Source organism: Roseivirga sp. (genome assembly GCF_034669765.1).
GTDB lineage: Bacteria > Bacteroidota > Bacteroidia > Cytophagales > Cyclobacteriaceae > Roseivirga.
The window spans coordinates 433,973-448,129 of the sequence record NZ_JAXMOQ010000002.1 but is presented as its reverse complement, the minus strand read 5'-3'; the positions used below and the strand labels follow the sequence as shown (position 1 = coordinate 448,129).

Here is a 14,157-nt window from a genome sequence, read left to right as displayed (position 1 = left end):
ACTAGTTAGATTTATGGTTAGCATTACTGAATATTTCCGAAAAGTATACGTCTTCTAATTCGGCATTAATGAGAGAAAAGCCATCGCCCGGATTCTGATCACTTAAGATGTGAATAGTAGGTTTTCCTAGGAACAACTTTTCGCTAATCACCTGATAATTCTCCTTATAGATGTTTAACTCGGCTTTTTCGATTGTTTTTTCATAGACTTTGTCTTTCAAACTCTCAAGTATTTGCAATGGCTGCCCTTTTAAGCAAACTTGGCCTTGATTAATAATTGCCATGTTTGTGCAGAGTTCCTTAACATCATCAACAATGTGCGTAGATAAAATAACCACGGTGTGCTCTCCTAACTCACTTAATACATTGTAAAATCGGTTTCGCTCTAAAGGGTCTAATCCTGCAGTGGGTTCATCTACAATAAGTAGCTTTGGATTGTTGAGTAGCGCTTGCGCAATACCAAAACGCTGCTTCATTCCACCAGAAAAACCTTTAAGATTTTGATGTCGCACTTCGTATAAATTGGTTTTATGTAAAAGTGCTTTTACTAATTCTTGGCGTTCATTTTTATGAGTGATTCCTTTAAGTACTGCGAAATGATTTAGTAATACCTCAGCAGATATTTTGGGGTACAAACCAAATTGTTGTGGTAAGTAACCCAGTACCTGTCGCAAGTCATTTTCTTGTTCCAATACATTTATCTTTCCAAGAAAAATAGACCCAGTATCTGCATTTTGTAGTGTTGCAATAGTTCTCATTAAAGTAGATTTTCCGGCTCCATTTGGGCCTAATAAGCCAAACATACCTGTTGGTATCTCTAATGATATATTTTGAAGTGCTTTGATGCCATTAGAGTAGGTCTTTGATAAATTGTTGATCCTAAGTTCCATACTGTTCGCTTTTTGATTGTTGATTTGAAGCAAACTTATAGTGGGGCTTTACAACTAAAAATATAAAGTGACACATCCCATGCTAGGAGGGATATACACCTTTCTGAAGGAAACAAAAGTACTTTATCACTACTCAAGAGTCATTCAACCCTTTGGGTCCATCGTTCATCAACTAATTTGTAGGAGGAATTTTGTTTAGTTAATCTTGACCTATGAAGATGAAAATATCTGATAAAGGATGGAAAATGATATCCAGGTTATTTCAAATATCACTGGCGATTATAGGTCTAGCAATTGTGATTTTTAATGACACATTTGGTAAGATAGAAGGGGGAGTGGAGTTTATCGTTCTTTACTTTTTGATTTTATTCATTACAATTGCGCATTGGATATTCAGGCAAGTCAAATCAATTATTAGATTAAAGAATGAAAAAGAAAGAACAGAGTTACTGCATCTAAAAAGTCAGGTCAATCCGCATTTCTTCTTCAATACACTCAACAATCTGTACGGATTAATGGACATAGATTCCCAAGCAAGGACAATGGTACTCAAGCTTTCGGATATGATGCGGTATAGCATTTATGAAGGACAAAAAGATTGGGTTACCCTCAAACAAGAATTAGATTACCTAAAAAACTATATTGAGCTTCAAGAAATCCGTTATCATAAAAAGTCTGATGTTCAGTTTAAATCTGAAATTGAGAATCCTAATGCGAAAATTATGCCTTTACTATTTATCATTTTAGTAGAGAATGCTTTTAAGCACGGTTTGGAAAACTTGGAAAAAGGAGCATTTATCCATATTGACTTAACGGAGGAAAATAATGAGGTGAATTTTATAATTGAGAATAATTTTGAACAACGACAAAGTCCCGATGAAGAAGGAATTGGTTTGAAAAACTTAAAGAGAAGATTAGAGCTAGCTTACCCAAAAAAGCATGCGCTTGCTTTTGACGTTGAAACCCATAATTATAAAGTTCAGTTATCTATAAAGCTAAAATAATGAGATATCTAATTATAGATGATGAACATATAGCTCACAAGATTATAATGGAGTACTGTGAGATGCTTCCGCATATGAAGCTGCAGAAAAACTGCTATAGCGCTTTGGAGGCGCTTGAGTACTTGAATACACATCAAGTTGACTTAATCTTTTTAGATATAAATATGCCCAAGTTAAAAGGGTTTGAATTTTTAAGGACCTTGTCATCACCTCCTAAAGTTATTGTCACCACCGCCTATAGTGAGTTCGCCATTGAAGGCTACGAATTAAACGTTGTAGATTACTTATTAAAACCCTTCAGTTTAGAGCGCTTTTTGAGTGCTATTAATAAAGTAACCTCTTCGGCCGTTGGCACAATTAGCAAGGAAACACAACCGCATACGAAGCTTGAAGGAAGGCATATTTTTTTAAAGCAAAATAATAGTCATGTGCAGGTAGCTATAGATTCCATCTTATTTATTGAAGCTTCTGGCAACTACACCAAAATTTTTACTCTTGATAACATCATCAGTATTCGAGAAAAAATATCGGATACGATACATTTACTTTCAGACAGTGATTTTCTTCAAGTTCATAAGTCATTTGCAGTGGCAAAAAAACATATAATCCGTGTAGAGGGTAATAGAATTTATATTCGAGATCATGCTGTACCTATCGGTAAACTGTATAAGGCAAATGTTATTGAATTATTGAAGTAAATCCTCGTTACAAACGATGATTAGTGGGTTTGCCTACATTATACGTTCTGACCTATTTGGGCCTGAGATTCTCAATAATCTGTGTATCCACCCAGAATAGATCTACATATTCATATTTGTTCGATTCCTTATTCACCCCTCAGCTTCTGTGCAGGGTTAATAGTAGCGGCTTTAAGAGTGTGATAACCAGTAGTAAGCACCGTTAATACAATAGTACCTACCAGTACAGTTGCAAATATTGTAAACCCAGGAGTTATATGGAATTGGAAACTTTCCAGCCAACTCATCATAGAAAAATAGCCCAAGACTGACGCTGGTATGGCGGCTATAATAATGAGAATCACAAAGTCTTTGACGAGTAGTTTAATCAGGCCTTGAGTATTAGCACCAAGCACTTTTCTAATGCTAATTTCCTTAGAACGCTGCTCAGCCGTGTAGGACGCTAAGCCCAATAATCCTAAACAAGCAATCAAGATGGTCATGCCAGAAAAGCCTAAAAATAGCTTACCACGTACTTCGTCAGCCTCGTAACTTTCCATGAATCGCTCGTTAACAAATACATATTCAAATGCTGTGGTTGGGTATGTTCTTTCCCATGCGGCCTCGATAAAGTCGATTGTAGCTGTGATATTTCCATTGATTTTAACAATGGCAGAACCATTTATAAGGCTTGGAATGAACATCAAGGGAGTGATTGGATCGTAAAGTGACTGTTGATGGAAATCTTTCACCACACCAACCACTAGAGCAGAGGGTATAGAATCATTTCCAAACAAATAAATTTTTTTACCGATGGGGTTTGTCCAATTCATTCTTCGTACCATGGCTTCATTTACCATTACGGCTTGAGAAGAATCAGAAGGATAATCCGATGAGAAGTTTCTCCCTTCAACCACATCAACACCTAGGGTAGAAAAGAAATCATAGTCAACCCAATAAAAGTTTATTCCACGGTTGTCCACTGGCCCTTCTTCAGTTTCGATTAGATGTACACTTTTAGAATAACCATTTCCGGGAGTTGAACTCGAAGATCCGGTTCCACTTATATTGGCATTTTGGACTAATTCATTTTTAAGCACATTCCATTTCTCTGCATCTGCGGTACTTCTAAAGTCGATTTGCATCATCTGCTCTTTGTCAAAACCTAAGTCTTTGTTCCTGATAAATTGCATTTGACTATAAATAACCAAAGTGCCAATGAGCATGAAGATGGAAATGGCAAACTGTATCGTTACCAAGGATTTTCTTAATAATTTGCTTCCAGATTTTCCTGCACCTCCTTTGAGCACAGCCGCTGGCTGAAAAGAAGACAAAAAGAAAGCAGGGTAACAGCCACCTAGAAACCCTGTAACAAATACAATACCTATGACAGCCAAGATCACATTCGTGTTTAGTAATCCCTCGATAGCCAAATGAGTACCCACAATACTGTTAATAGCAGGGACAACAGCAATTATAACAAGAACACTTAAGATGAGGGATATGAGCGTAAGTAGAATTGATTCAGTCAAAAATTGACCTATTAAACCACTTCTTTGGGCACCCATTACTTTTCTTAAACCCACTTCCATTGCTCGCTTGGTAGATCGTGCTGTGGCCAAGTTCATATAGTTGATGCTGGCAATAATGATAAGGAAAATTGCTATTGCAGTGAATATTTGCACATACTGAATGTCGCCAACAGGAACGGGTTCATTATCGAAATCTGAATTCAAATGGATACTTGTCAGCGGGACTGGTATCATCCTAGTTTTGATGTTAAGCGGATCAAAAATTGGATCTATGTATTTAGCAACTGTCAAATCAAGCTTGGCTTGCAACGCTTCCTGCGTTACACCTTCATTCACTAAAACATAAGAAAAAACACCCCACTGTCCCCAACTTGTATCTCCGTCTGGGAAGGCAGCCTTCCAAGAAATCAATGCCTCAGCAATAAGATGGGAAGCGTTAGACATGTCTTTATATACGCCTGTTACTTGCAAAGACATTTCCCTATTGACACCACTTTTAATGGTTTGACCAATTGGGTTTTCATTTTTGAATATTTTGGTGGCCATGGACTGATTGATGACAATGGAATTCGGAGCCTCCAGTGCCGTTTCAGGGTTTCCAGCTATAAATTCGTAATCAAATAATTCGAAAACCGTAGAGTCAGCAGCATAGACATTTTCTTGATAGTAGTCCACTTGATTGAAATCAAATCGCATTCCACCTTGGTCACTTAGGCCTTGCATTCGAGCGGCCTGTACTACCTCTGGATTTTCATTTTTAACCGTAAATGCAGCTCGACTTGTCATAGTTGCTGACTTGAATGAGTTATCAGGCGTAATAATGGCCGTTGAAAGCCGATAGATCCGATCACCCTTTGAATGCTGTTTATCGAAACTCGTTTCATGAAAAATGTACAGTAGAATGATAAGACTAGAGGCAACTCCAACGGTTAGCCCTATAATATTGAGGGCAGTATAGCCTGGTTGTCTCAGTAGACTTCTGAAAGCGACTTTTATATAATTTTTAAGCATGCGAGTTGTTGTTTTGTTTTATCCATTGTAAAAGACAAATTTTTAATTTGGCAGTGTTGGTAAATAGCCTTAAACTTTCTTTAACCAAGACAAGCCCTATTAGCTATATAAACTACTACCACACGTTTTATCAATTTACAGTAATTACCAAATTCCCTTTTTTATGTCCTTGGTCAGCATATTGATGTGCTTCCACGATCTGATCCAAATGGTAGCTTCTATCAATAACCGCTTTAAGTTGTCCTTCTTCTACAATTTCCTTCAAAATAGTAAGCACTTCTGAATTCTCTGGAGAGTTTTCACCCACAATAATTTTTTTGCTACTTGTTAAGGAGGTCCACAACATAGCAAGATTTTTTAAGGGTCTACCCACATTTAAATAAGTCCCTTTATAGTCCAGGGCCTTTTTACAAGTACTAAAGGGGAGTTTATCTACGGTAATAAATATGATATCGTACTTTTTTAATTGTTCAATATAGTCCTGTTTCGTATAATCAATCACTTCATCAGCCCCCAGACTTTTTACCAGACTCATATTAGCCGTGCTACAAATGGCGGTAACTTTTGCGCCAAAATATTTGGCCAATTGTACGGCATAGGTACCTACACTTCCCGAAGCTCCATAAATAAGCACTTTTTGACCTATATTAAGTTGAGCTATTGTTTTGAGATAATGAAATGCCGTTCGAGCACCGATAGGTATAGCCGCAGCTTCTTTAAAGCTAATATTAATTGGGATTAAAGCAATTGGTCCGTCTTCAGGTAAACATATGTATTCTGCATAAGCGCCAAATGTTTGTAGGGTAGCTGCGAAAACTTGATCTCCAACCTTAAATGACTTTACATCTTTACCAACAGATTCAATAACACCTGATAATTCCATTCCTAAAATAGACTTTCTAGGCTTTCTGAGCCCCAATAATAATCGAGCGGGGAGCCAAATAGAGGCTGGAAGATCGAAGCTCCTCACTTTGTAATCAGCAGCACTTACTGTGCTAGCATAAACTTTCACAAGTACTTCATTATCCTTTGGGATAGGCTTTTCTACTTCTTGAATTTGTAGTACTTCTGGTGGTCCATATTTTGTGCAAATTACAGCCTTCATGTTTTTTTGGTGGTTTCCTCTCTAATGTTTTTCAAATCAGCGGCTTGAGTATGAATGTCCTGTTTAAAGGCTGCAATACATGCTTTTGATGATGCCTTTATTTCTCCTTCAATCTTATATTCTGAGAAATTGGTTCCTTTGATATTTCGGGAATAGATAGTCCATTTTTCATCTTCACTATCTCGACTTGTTTTTATTTCCTTCCATTGAAAAGCACTCGATTCTTTAATATTCTTATTTCTTAATCGAACCGCATGGTGTGTTGAACAACTTGCAAATGTTAAGGAAGCTATTACCAGAATAGTAGTGTAAACCGAAAGTATTGATAGCTTGTGTAGGTAGATCTTAACTTTTCTCATACTTCATTGTCTTAATTCTGATGTTTATACAGCAAAATTAAGTGGTATGAATTTTTTGCACATTCACTTAAGTTAATGGGCATTGGTTATTCTCAATTTCACGCACGAGATTAGATTTCCGAATCAATGAAAAGGATATCTTTGATTATACCAAGAAGGCTTTCGAAAGTCAACCAAGGATCATTCGCGGACTACTTTTTCTGGTCTAAGATTCTTTTACGAATTCTACTTAATGATTGTGGTTTAATTCCAAGGTAACTAGCTACCTGGTGGTGGGGGACTCTCTCTAGGAGGTGAGATTTTGTTTCAAGTAAATTCAGGTACCTTTCTTCTGGTGACGAAGAAATAAAATGATTCCATTCCTCTTTTGATTTGTTTAACTTATCGATAGCAATTTCTTGAAATACATCATTAAGTCGAGGAAGTAAGGCACGTACCTCTTCTTCATAACTCTTATTACTAACGGTTAAAATACAATCCTCTGTACATTCCCAATAATATTTGGAGGGTTTACTGTCAATGGAATGAGGTGTAAATGTATCGCCTTCCATAAAGAAAGCCGTAGATTTTTCTTCTCCATCTTTTATTATATACTCTCTAACACAACCCTCAACTACCATGAAGCACTTTGTTGGAACTTGTCCTTCTCTTAACAATAGTGTCCCTTTTTTAAACTCATGTACAATAGTCTTTTCAACAAGGGTTTCTATTTCTTCTTTGTTCAGTATTTTGAATTTACTGATCATTGTTCTGATTTTTTCTTTTAAACCCACTCAATCATGTTTTTAATTACGCACAACATTGGCTAACGCTCACTTTAAAGTTAGTCGTTTAGAGATAATTATCTAATGGTGTTCGTGTTTTTCACTTCTAGGTGGCTGGTTGGTGAAAAAGAGGCTGACCGAGAATTAAAAATGAAGATCATGTCGCCAAATAAAATTTGGAGCTTCAACACCCAAGCCCCATCTATTCTGAAGCTTCGGAATAGATGGGGCTCAAGAGCTAATGCCAAATATCATTCTGATGTTTAATTTGACTAAAATATTCTCGGTCAGCCTCAAAAACACCAACAAGGGCGGAATTCCGCACGTAACAATTGAGTTCCGCTATTAGATACTGATTTTTTCATTTTCTTAATTGAAAAAGAATATCCATTATTTCAATAGTGGGAGCTTCATTAATCTCATAGGCTTCAGGAATACTTTTGGCTAAATCAGATTGTCGATAGGATTGCAGTGATTCTGGAGAATCCCAAACATAAATCCCTCCATATTCACCAGATTGATCAGTCTTCACATAGTATTTTTGAAGGAGCCCTGGGATAGCTTGAAACTGAGGTTCTCTTTCCTTTGCTCTTTTCATTAATTCTTCTTCAGGAAGATTGGATTTCAATTTTATCATTTGTAAGATCATGGTGTAGAATTTAATTGTTTGTAACGATTTGTGTATGAGTTGTGGCGAGTTTTTTCTCACGAACCTTTCGGTTTTGCGCTGACCATTGTTAGCAAATGTTTTATTCTATTTTTGTATTGAAGAGTATATCAGCGTTTACCCAATAAACTTCCCCTTTTTCAACACCTGCCCATCCCTTTTTTTCAGGGTTATTATATCTTCTGGAGTAGATGAAATATTTCCCGTCAGAAGACATATATGGACAATAATAGCGCCAGTTGCTTTCATATTTTAATGGTATTTCTTTCGGTTTTGTCCATTCACCATTATCATTAAACGTCATTTGAAATTTACCTTGTCCGTTAGTAATGGCATATCGTTCATCTGGTGAAACATAAGTTATTAGTTCCTTTTTCTCTGTCTTAGTGTCTATAATAACAGGTGTTTCAAATTTTTCATTTCCTAAATATTGTGCACGATATGTGTTCATTCCTCCTGTAGCACTTGGTCTATTTGAGCGGAAATATAAACTCCCATCCGCTGTAACAACAGGATATGTTTCTAAATATTCGGTGGAAACCAAAAAATCCACTTTGGAGGCTAATTCCCATTTACCGTCCAGTTTTTTACTTTCATAAATATCTGGTGGTATCGCGTAAAGTTCTTCTCGAGTAACATCATTTTTATAAAGCTCAGGGTCTACACCGAGAAAATACATTGTCTTTCCATCTTTGGTAATTGTGGGGTCACAAGCAACTGAAACTAAGACATTATCGTCATACATTTTAATGGGTTTAATATCAGACCACTTGCCATTAATTAATTCAGAATGGTGAATAACAAAGCTGTTGTCGACAACTCTTGAAAAGAACATTTCTGTATTGTCATAATTAAAAACCACATTAAGTTCGATACTGGCAGTATTAACAATTGATGGTGCAAATAACTTAGGAATTGTAGAAGGAGGTTCTTGATCGAAGTATGAAATAGTGTTGTTTTTACAACTAAGAAATGTTACTAAGATTAAGAAAATCGATAAAAATTTATTCATCTTGGTTTTATATGTTTGCTAACGTTATGTGACGCGCACTATGATTTGTGAGTTTTTAAGCCCATTTGAGCATACTCGCCCCGCTAGTCTTAGGTTTTCGCTAAGACCAGAACGAGCAAACTCAAATACCTTTCGGTGACTGATCTTTTGACAATTTTTTCATATCTCAACCGTCTTCTTTGATACCATAAAATAACTGGTAGCTCCTTTAAATATTTTTTCTGTGTGAATGGTATGAAAATTTCCATTAGCCATTAAATTATCTAATTCAGAACTTTTATGTCTTCTGATAGCTATGGGAATAATTCCGATTTTACACAATACCTGAACAAGTAGAATCTGAGTTCTAACTAAAAAAGACATTTTATCCCGTAAGCAAGGGGTTATAGATATAAATAAGCCGTCAGGTTTTAATAATTCATGTATTCTCTGCATAACAACCTGGGGGGTAGGAACAGTGTGCAACATGTTGAAAGCTAGAATTGTATCAAATGATTCCTTCCCGAAACGTTGATCAAAGATATCTGTTTGTTCGAAATTTACATTTTCAACTTTATTGAAGAATGCTTTCTTTTTTGCAATTTCAATCATTTTAGATGAGATATCTATAGAATGAATCTCTTTGACTTGATTGGCGAGTTCACAGGATGTTGTACCAGTGCCGCATCCATAGTCCAAAACAATATTACCGCTCTTAAGAAATTTTTTAGTTTTTTCCCTAGACTTAGTGTGAATGTATTCAAAACGCTCTTCTGTTTTATCATAATTTTTTGAAGCCATATCCCAGAATTCTTTCGATTTATTCATTCTTTGTGTCATTTTTATTTAGTCTAGCCAGTTTTTTTAATGCTGCTTTTGTATTGTTAGCGTCTATTTTAGTGTCAATCATTAATTAGTGATATGATTTGTGCGGTTGCGACTTGAGCTTCTTTTAATTTATTTAATAGAATCCAGACATGAAACATCTTAGGGTATTCAAAGTAATTTATAGAAACACCAGATGTCTCAGCATTCTCTTTTAATTTCCTAGCATCTGCTAAAAGTAAATCATGCGTTCCGACAAAAATTGAAAGTTGTGGTAAGTCTGCTAGGTCACCATAGATGGGGCTTACTTTATAATTATCTAGTTTCGTTTGACCTGCGTATCCTATCCCAGCCATTTGAAGCCCTTTTATGCCTAATATTTTATCCTTTTCATCAACGGCCAAAATACCTGGATTGCTCATGGATACATCTAACCATGGAGCGAGTAAGATTAATTGTGAAGGTTGATGCTTTTTCTCTTCGCGCAGAAACATTGAATACCCTAATGCCAAGCCTCCACCCGCTGATTCTCCCATCAGAATTATATTTTCCGGACTATGTCTTGCAATTAATTCTTCATAGATTTCACCTACGAATTCATACACCTGATCGCAAGTAGCGTCAGGCGCTAAGGGATAATCGGGCATAACTATAGTTGCATTCGTCTCCTTCATTAATGTTTCTGCAAACGACCAATTGTATTTGGAGATATTCCAATAGTATGCTCCGCCATGCAAATAAAGAATAACCTTTTCAGATGCTTTATTTCTTGGCTTCAAGGTCCAAGTCTGTCTTCTTTTTTTTGTAGTTTCAGTTACATCCAAATTCTTTTTTATTGATTTGGATAACTTGGCAGGCTTTTGATCTACATTATTCTTCCTGATTTTGTTCTCAATAATGTTTTTTGCGCCAAAAATGGCTGCTGCTTTTTGAATAAACTGAGATTTGAAACTTACTTTTTCAGAATGAATATAGATTTGAGAAGAATCTATCATTTGTTGTGCCCTTGCCTGATTGGAGGAACCTAGACTCATTGATAAAGTGATTAGTGATAAAATAAAAAATCGAATAATTTTCTGAATTACTTTTTTCATTCATACTTACAAAAGTAATAGGCATGAGTTTTTTAAACATTCACTAAAGTTAATGTGGACGTTATTTTTTCTGGTCTAATCATCTTTTTCGAATTCTACTCAAAGATTGTGGTTTCATGCCCAGATAACTGGAAATTTGATGATGAGGGATTAAACACTGGGCTATGGGAATGAATGTTTTGAGTAATGGTTTTAACCATTTTATAGGCTATTACACTCAGTCGCTCAGTTGTACCGAGTGAGGTCTGCTTAATAACACACTAGTCTTAGCGTCTCGCTAAGACTAAATGACCAAGCTGTTAGGTTTTATTAGAAAGAAGGGGGTGGGCTTAAATCCTCGTTGCAAACGAAGATTAGTGGGTTAGATTGAAAGGGATAATTAAAATTCAGTTTTTAATATTAGATGGGGTCTCAGCGAGACGCTAAGACCAGAGGGTGGCAATTTTCACCCTTAGGTGGCCTGTTGTGAAGAGTACCAATGAAATGCTAGGCCTATTAGTTAGAAACCGTTAAAACGGTTGAGATAGGTAGGGTAGAAGCCTCTTCCAACAAAATTGTGCAATCATTTAGAACTATTATTTCGCGATTCATTCTTATGAGTTATCTCAATCGAGTTTAATTATTGCCAATGCGTAACCCGAAGGGTATGCATAATGCACTATGTTAGCTACAGTTTATTTTACAAAATACATTTCCAATTCCCCTTTCCCCTTTGCAAAGATCTTTCCACGAGAAAGACATGCAAAGTCGTTTTTAATCAGTTCATAGGTGGATGAAGATATATTGATTTTACCTACCTCACCAGCGGATTCTATTCTACTGGCTGTATTTATCGTGTCTCCAAAAAGGTCATATGCAAACTTCTTTTTGCCTACAACACCTGCCACCACAGTTCCTGAATGGACCCCAACCCTCATTCTCCATTTTATTTCATGGCTTTTATTTCTCTCCTCAAGGTGGGATAGCATCATTTGTGCTGCTCTAATACAGTTTGCAGCTTGATTTGTCATTTCTTTTTCAAGGCCACATGCTGCCATATATGCATCACCAATTGTTTCAATCTTTTCAACTTCGGTTTCTTCCATTATTTGATCGAATCGACCAAAAATATCATTGAGTTCATCGACCAAAGTGATTGCCGATATAGATGCTACAAGCTCTGTAAAGCCTTCAAAGTCAGTAAATAGGATAGTGACATTTTTATGTCTTTTAGGAATTGTCTTACCACTTTCTTTTAAGTCCCTAATTATGTTTGCTGGTAGAATATTGTGCAGAAGATCATCTGATTTTTTCTGTTCAGCCATTAAGGATTCCTCTGATTTATCAATTAGAACAGACATACTCGATATGAGTATGAAGCAAATGAATCCAGTAATGCTAATATTCATTATTTGTGATATGTAAGGATCTATTCCGCCAAGATGGGCAGGTATGTTTGATTGAAAGATTACGGTAACAATCAATGTCAGGCAAGCTAGAATACTAAAGATATGAGCCATATACCTTGCCTTTCGGGGGAAAGTCATGTATGGCAGTATAATAATAAGAAAACAAACAACTGCAACGCCAGAAGAGTATCCCAACAAATAAAGAAACAAAAGAACGGATATATAAGATGCCAGAATAAGCCATATAGATGCCAGGACTCGCCACTCTTTCCTGTTGAATATTAACACCATTAGAAACATTAATCCCAACAAAGCATTGCTCCCGTAAATCACTATTGCGTCTGTAAGAAAAAATGCAATAAGCATCCAAATTGTATTATAAATTACTCCTAAAATGGATGCAATATTCGTTACGCGCAAATATCTGATTTCAGTGAATGAGGAGTTATAATTAGCACCAATGTCAACCATTCTTTGAAAGAATATAGATTTGTTTTTAACATAAGTTGACATAAGCTCTTCTCATTTTCTATCGATTATTAACTTCTTTTCTACCGTAGCTAACGGTCTGTGTATGGTGCGTAAACCGAAGGGTATGCATAACACACTTTGTGTGTGCCTTGAATGGTAAATATAGTTAATGGAGTGAAAGTCTCCTATACGACTGTCGAGAGGACTACTTCCTATTAGTCATAACGTCTCGCTAAGACTAAATGACCAAGCTGTTAGGTTTTATTAGAAAGAAGGGGTTGGGCTTAAATCCTCGTTATAAAGGAGGATTAGTGGGGATTCATTTTGGTTATAAATTCTATATGATTTCGAAGGTCCTTACGGTAAAATCTTCTAGAGAAAAGAAAGACGATTGTGAACAATAACCCCGAGAAAGGTAAAGTGAACCAAGCAACTTCTCTCCACCCTTCTGATAAGAATATATAAAGAAAAATCCCGATCCAGAGTACTGGAATGACTAGTGATGTTATGGGCGTTACAAAACGTAATTGAATTTGTCTATCGCTCATCTTGCCCATCATATTCAAATGAATGACTCTTCTCCATGCATCATTGACTATTGGATATATAATAAATTCTTGATCAGCTATATCCACCTTGCCATCAACAAATATTTTACTACCTGGGCTACTATTTGATGGGGCTTTGATTAGATATTGGTGGATTGAATTACAAAACTCTTCAGAGCTGAGGTTGCCCAGTTCCAATGTTTCCGTTTTAAGTGTTATCGAAGGTATCTTCAAATGATGGTTATGGGTTAGTGTAACAAGCGTTTTAATGCATTTTCACATTGTGTTGTGCGTTCGTTTTTTTTAGATCGTAAATGAGTTTTATAATGGTGTCCAGTTTCTTCCTGTCTATTGCTAACGCTAGACTAGTTGAACCACCGTCATTAAAGCTCATTTCAACAGTATTATAATGTCCTCCCATGTTACTTCCTCCATTGAAAAAGTCTACAAGTTCCCAACCGTCAGTGTGTATTCCACCGCATCGAATAGAGCTCAGTTCGGATATTTCGTATTTGTCAACGCGTGTGAATTGTTGAATTGCTGATCTTTTAATATGCAGTAAGAGTTCATTAGTCACTGCCAAGTCATCCTTTGGCTTAGCTATGAGATAGAAAATCACAAGTCCAGCTATAAGTAGGTTCAGGAATTGAAGTTCTTCACCCAATGGAATGAACAAGGCTCCACCACCAAGAAAAATCATTGCAAAGACCCTTCTTATCCAAGTCCAATCACGTTGGAAGTAGTTCGTTCGATATAAGAAGTTACTTTGATCTGGCATGGATGAATCCTAAGGTTATGTATACACCACTTTTGTGACGCTTATAACTCATGT

At 36.3% G+C, this 14,157-nt stretch carries 14 protein-coding genes; 3 read left to right on the top strand and 11 right to left on the bottom strand.

The window, feature by feature from the left end; all coding sequences use genetic code 11:
- Window position 1: 1 nt before the first annotated feature.
- A complete protein-coding gene (locus VOI17_RS04940; protein WP_323756134.1) occupies window positions 2-889 on the bottom strand; it encodes an ABC transporter ATP-binding protein in 888 nt (295 codons plus the stop codon).
- 212 nt (window positions 890-1,101) lie between these two features.
- Here VOI17_RS04940 and VOI17_RS04935 point away from each other — a divergent pair, with 212 nt between their 5' ends.
- Both VOI17_RS04935 and VOI17_RS04930 read left to right on the top strand, forming a co-directional pair.
- Complete coding sequence (locus VOI17_RS04935; protein ID WP_323756133.1) at window positions 1,102-1,893, top strand: sensor histidine kinase; 792 nt, start codon at window positions 1,102-1,104, stop codon at window positions 1,891-1,893.
- On the top strand, window positions 1,893-2,591 hold the full coding sequence (locus VOI17_RS04930; RefSeq protein ID WP_323756132.1) for a response regulator transcription factor: 699 nt from the start codon (window positions 1,893-1,895) through the stop codon (window positions 2,589-2,591). Before VOI17_RS04935 ends, VOI17_RS04930 begins: the two co-directional genes overlap by 1 nt.
- Before the next feature lie 128 nt (window positions 2,592-2,719).
- Here the strand turns inward: VOI17_RS04930 and VOI17_RS04925 are convergent, their stop codons facing one another.
- From VOI17_RS04925 to VOI17_RS04885, 9 genes are all read right to left on the bottom strand, one after another.
- Window positions 2,720-5,113, bottom strand: coding sequence for an ABC transporter permease (locus VOI17_RS04925; RefSeq protein WP_323756131.1), 2,394 nt, complete (start codon window positions 5,111-5,113; stop codon window positions 2,720-2,722).
- Between the two features lie 130 nt (window positions 5,114-5,243).
- A complete protein-coding gene (locus VOI17_RS04920) occupies window positions 5,244-6,218 on the bottom strand; it encodes an NAD(P)-dependent alcohol dehydrogenase (RefSeq protein ID WP_323756130.1) in 975 nt (324 codons plus the stop codon).
- Window positions 6,215-6,577: a hypothetical protein gene (locus VOI17_RS04915; protein WP_323756129.1), complete on the bottom strand. Its 363-nt coding sequence runs from the start codon at window positions 6,575-6,577 to the stop codon at window positions 6,215-6,217. Before VOI17_RS04915 ends, VOI17_RS04920 begins: the two co-directional genes overlap by 4 nt.
- Before the next feature lie 191 nt (window positions 6,578-6,768).
- A complete protein-coding gene (locus tag VOI17_RS04910) occupies window positions 6,769-7,350 on the bottom strand; it encodes a Crp/Fnr family transcriptional regulator (RefSeq protein ID WP_157716263.1) in 582 nt (193 codons plus the stop codon).
- 352 nt (window positions 7,351-7,702) lie between these two features.
- Window positions 7,703-7,990, bottom strand: coding sequence for a YdhR family protein (locus tag VOI17_RS04905; RefSeq protein WP_323756128.1), 288 nt, complete (start codon window positions 7,988-7,990; stop codon window positions 7,703-7,705).
- 100 nt (window positions 7,991-8,090) lie between these two features.
- On the bottom strand, window positions 8,091-9,020 hold the full coding sequence (locus tag VOI17_RS04900; RefSeq protein ID WP_323756127.1) for a hypothetical protein: 930 nt from the start codon (window positions 9,018-9,020) through the stop codon (window positions 8,091-8,093).
- Between the two features lie 159 nt (window positions 9,021-9,179).
- Window positions 9,180-9,827: a class I SAM-dependent methyltransferase gene (locus tag VOI17_RS04895; protein WP_323756126.1), complete on the bottom strand. Its 648-nt coding sequence runs from the start codon at window positions 9,825-9,827 to the stop codon at window positions 9,180-9,182.
- A gap of 74 nt (window positions 9,828-9,901) precedes the next feature.
- Window positions 9,902-10,918 carry an alpha/beta hydrolase gene (locus VOI17_RS04890; RefSeq protein WP_323756125.1) on the bottom strand — a complete coding sequence of 339 codons (1,017 nt, stop codon included), beginning with the start codon at window positions 10,916-10,918 and terminating at the stop codon, window positions 9,902-9,904.
- A gap of 674 nt (window positions 10,919-11,592) precedes the next feature.
- Complete coding sequence (locus VOI17_RS04885) at window positions 11,593-12,819, bottom strand: adenylate/guanylate cyclase domain-containing protein (RefSeq protein ID WP_323756124.1); 1,227 nt, start codon at window positions 12,817-12,819, stop codon at window positions 11,593-11,595.
- A 200-nt stretch (window positions 12,820-13,019) separates the two neighbouring features.
- Between VOI17_RS04885 and VOI17_RS04880 the strand changes: the two genes are divergently transcribed.
- The gene (locus tag VOI17_RS04880) at window positions 13,020-13,181 is read left to right on the top strand and encodes a hypothetical protein (protein ID WP_323756123.1); all 162 of its coding nucleotides are present in this window, start codon (window positions 13,020-13,022) and stop codon (window positions 13,179-13,181) included.
- A gap of 409 nt (window positions 13,182-13,590) precedes the next feature.
- Here VOI17_RS04880 and VOI17_RS04875 read toward each other — a convergent pair whose 3' ends face one another.
- The gene (locus tag VOI17_RS04875; RefSeq protein WP_323756122.1) at window positions 13,591-14,103 is read right to left on the bottom strand and encodes a hypothetical protein; all 513 of its coding nucleotides are present in this window, start codon (window positions 14,101-14,103) and stop codon (window positions 13,591-13,593) included.
- Window positions 14,104-14,157: the final 54 nt, after the last annotated feature.